The following is a 4,202-nucleotide window of genomic DNA, read 5'->3' on the forward strand; positions in this document are numbered from 1 at the left end:
AGCAATATCACTTATGGGTACGTCAAAATTTACTCGATTCACTTAGTAAAATGAGAGAAAGAGTAAAAAAAAAGCTTAAGATTAATCTCAAATTTAATATTCTCTAAGCAATTCGACATTCTTAAATCAAATAAAACATCCCCGTTTTAATTTAATAAAACGGGGATAGGTATAAATGCAGATAATTACTAACAGAGCGATATCAATTAACGCGCACGTCCCAAACTACCTCGGCGGCATAAGTCACGACGAATACGTGTAATTCCTGCTTGTGGTTTTTGTTCTTCTTCAAGACTCGCAAGAACAAGTTCTAACACGCGTTCTGCGATATCTCGATGTCGTTGAGCGACAGATAAAACAGGACACTCAAGGAAATCCAATAACTCATGATCACCAAAAGTCGCAATAACCAATTGCGTTGGTAAACGACCACTGCGTTGTAAAGTCACATCCATAACCCCTTGTAATAAAGCAAAAGAGGTAGTGAATAACGCATCAGGCATTGGATTGCTATTTAACCATTCAGAAAAAGCAGCAGCCGCAGCTTCTCGTTCATAGCTATTTGCATATAGGTAGGTGACTTCTCTAGGATCATCTTTCCATACATTACGAAAACCTTGTTCACGTAAAAAACTCACAGAGAGTTCAGGAAGTGCACCTAAATAAAGTACAGATTGTGAAGGGAATGCTTTTAATTCTGTTGCCAGCATTTTGGCATCTTCTAAGTCATCACCAACAACGCTGATAAAATGTTCACTTTCTAATGCACGGTCAAGCGCAATAATCGGTAATGAGCGATTTGCCCAACGCTGATAGAAAGGATGCTCGGGTGGCAATGCTGTTGAAACAATAATCGCATCAACTTGACGTTGCAGTAAGTGTTCAACACAACGAATTTCGTTGTCTGGTTGGTCTTCTGAACAGGCAATCAGTAATTGATAACCACGTTGGCGCGCTTGTCGTTCAAGGTAATTTGCGATCCTGGTATAACTGGTATTTTCCAAATCAGGAATAACCAAACCAATAGAACGCGTACGACCAGCACGTAATCCCGCGGCAACAGCGTTCGGGTGGTAATTATGCTCTCTGACCACCGCCATCACTTTTTCAACAGTCTTGTCACTTACACGGTACTGTTTTGCTTTACCATTAATGACATAACTTGCTGTTGTTCGTGAAACACCAGCCAAGCGGGCGATTTCATCCAGTTTCACATTAGCCTCTTTTAATTATTAAATGTGTTATTTGTTACATATTGCTATGAATTTTCAGTCATCATGCTGATCTGATTTTGTATTTTAACACAATTTACTGATAAAACCGTATGCGTCAACGTTTCCGTTTATGTCTTTTATCAATTATTTCAATCATCGTTATCTATCAATACGTAATTTTTAAAAAAAAATCACCATTAGGTGCTTTTTTATCAATTAAAATTAATCTTGATACATTAATTCGATTTCATTTCGATAGCGTTCAGAAATAATTTTACGGCGAAGTTTCAATGTCGGTGTTAATTCACCCGATTCCATTGAAAAGCCTTCAGCAAGAAGAGTAAAGCGCTTAACTTGATGAAAACTTGCAAAGTTTTTTTTGCATTTCACGTAAACGTTCATCAAATAACTCTTTAATTTTAGTATGGCGTAATAATTCCATACGATCTTGATATTTTAAATTTAATGCGCGCGCGTGTTCTTCTAATGCCTCAAAGCAAGGCACGATAAGCGCAGAAACAAATTTACGTGTATCCGCAATCACCGCAATATGCTCAATAAAGCGGTCTTGCCCTAATGTTCCTTCGATCATTTGTGGCGCAATGTATTTACCATTTGACGTTTTCATTAAATCTTTTAAACGCTCCGTGATAAATAACATACCATCACTATCAAGTGCACCAGCGTCTCCAGTGCGTAGCCATCCATCTTCTGTAAAGGCTGCCGCCGTATCTTCAGGCTTATTGAAATACCCTTTCATGACAATGCTGCCACGCACTTGGATTTCGTTTTCTTCGCCAATACGTACTTCAACGCCTGGTAATGGGGTACCAATCGATCCTAATTTATATTTGTTCTCTTCCCAACATGAAACCGTTGCGCAGGTTTCTGTCATACCATAGCCATATTTAATATTAATACCGGCTGCCAAGAAGAAACGGATCACTGCATCATCTAAACGAGCACCAGCCGCGGGTAAAAACCGAACTCGCCCCCCTAAAATTTGACGTAATGGATTTAACACTTTTTTATCTGCAAAACGATAACATAAGCGGGAAATAAAATTCTGTTGATGCTGATTCAGTTGTGCTTCACGCTTTTTTTCCCCCTGCTTTATCGCCCATTTAAAAATAAATTGACGAAATACTGAAGCTTGAGACACTTTATCTTGAATAGCGCTATACACTTTTTCATAAAAGCGAGGAACTGCGCACATCACCGTCGGTTTAACCGCACTCATTGCTTCTCTGACGGCATGAGTGTCTGTTAAATACACATTAACCGCACCTGTATGCATCACATAGAAGCTCCACGCGCGTTCAAAAACGTGAGAAAGGGGTAAGAAACAGAGCGAAACATCTTTATCAGATAATGAAAGGCGCTCATCATGTAGGTAAAGTTGCGATGCCAGACTTGTATAGTCGAGCATAACGCCTTTCGGCTCTCCAGTCGTTCCTGATGTATAAATCAGAGTAAAGAGATCATCTAAACTGCATTCATTAATACGCTGTTTTAATACGTCATCATGCTGAAATTCTAACTGATTAGTTAAACTTTCCAGATAGCATGAAGGTGTATTTTCGTTTAACACAACCTCAGAGTTAAAGACAATAATATGTTCAAGCTGAGGGCATAACGCTAATAATTCAGAAACAATATCGTATTGTTTTTGGTCACCAACAAAAAGAATGCGAATATTCGCATCATTTAAAATGTAAGCGGCTTGTTCAACACTACTTGTTGCATAAAGAGGAACCGTTACTGCACGTAGTTGCAAAGATGCAATATCAGCTAAGGACCAATCAATGGTGTTTTGAGAAAAGATCCCGATGTTTTCTTGAACATCCACACCCATTTCTAATAATGCATTTGAGAGTGCGCGTGTTTTCTTTTCAACTAACTTCCATGACATGTCGATCTTACGCTTAGCATCCCACTGACGATAAGCAATTTTATTCCCGCTGTGCAAAAACTGCATCTGCAATCTTCTAATTATATGATAATCATGAAGATTATTATTAGTTATCATAATTTTCCTGCTATTTATGGAAAAGCGACCGTGTAATGAAACTGAAATGAAGAAAAAGCGTCTCTTACAATTTCAGCTTACACATGTTCGCTGACTCGAATAAAAGTCTAAGTGATCCTCCCAAATAAAGGAATTCAAATTTACATAAATTTGTAAAATTGTGAGTTATGAAAAGTTTTTGTCAGAAAAAGCTATATCATCACCGTGAGAAAAATAAATATTATGATCTTATTTTTTATGGAAGGCTGAAAAGAAAAGCTGATAAATAACAATGGGTAATTATCATAACTTAATCAATGAAAATCTAAATAGGAGGGATATTATTGCAAAAAATAGCTTTAACAGAGTTATAATACGAATAAGAGTCATTATTACAAAGAATGGGCAAAAATAGTGACAGCTATCTAATTTAGTTTACCTAACTGCATCAACGCCATTTGGGGTCATTGACCGAATAACTAATGTTACCTGCCACTATTTCTGCATAATTAGTCATAAACACTAATTATGAGCAAAAACACTCTAGTTTTGACAAACTTCACTTAATAAATTTTTCATCCATAAATGCCCTTTATCACGCGCTGTTGACTCATGCCAAATCAAGTAACATGGACGCTCTGTTTTTTCCCAAGGTAACGACACGGCTTTAATATCTAATTGCTCAGAATAACTCTCAACTAACCATCTTGGTGCAATAGCCACCAAATAAGTTCTAGATACAATATTTAATACACTATTTAAATCTGTCCCTTGATAAGTGATTAAATCTTCCCAATGAGTATCTTTATAATAAGGTGCACTAAATGAACCAACATCATCTAAAGAAACAATGGAATGTTGTTCATTTAATAACATTTCTTGAGTCACACTTTCTTTAATGCGAGGATGTTTATTAGAAACAGCCAAAACAACGTCGTCATTAAATAGTGGTTGTGAATGAAATTCAGTCTTTTCAAATT

At 37.0% G+C, this 4,202-nt stretch carries 2 protein-coding genes and 1 pseudogene; all 3 read right to left on the reverse strand.

What is annotated here, in order from left to right:
- Positions 1 to 206 precede the first annotated feature (206 nt).
- Positions 207 to 1,214, reverse strand: a complete 1,008-nt coding sequence (gene cra / locus BHE89_RS10730) for a catabolite repressor/activator (protein WP_036912429.1) — start codon at positions 1,212 to 1,214, stop codon at positions 207 to 209.
- 222 nt (positions 1,215 to 1,436) lie between these two features.
- A pseudogene (locus tag BHE89_RS10735) lies at positions 1,437 to 3,243 on the reverse strand (AMP-dependent synthetase/ligase).
- A 522-nt stretch (positions 3,244 to 3,765) separates the two neighbouring features.
- Positions 3,766 to 4,202, reverse strand: a 437-nt coding sequence (locus tag BHE89_RS10740; protein WP_128860466.1) for a LysR substrate-binding domain-containing protein, incomplete at its 5' end; no start/stop codon positions are given.

The sequence above is a fragment of the Shigella sp. FC1967 genome (genome assembly GCF_001743005.1).
In the GTDB taxonomy this organism is placed as follows: domain Bacteria; phylum Pseudomonadota; class Gammaproteobacteria; order Enterobacterales; family Enterobacteriaceae; genus Proteus.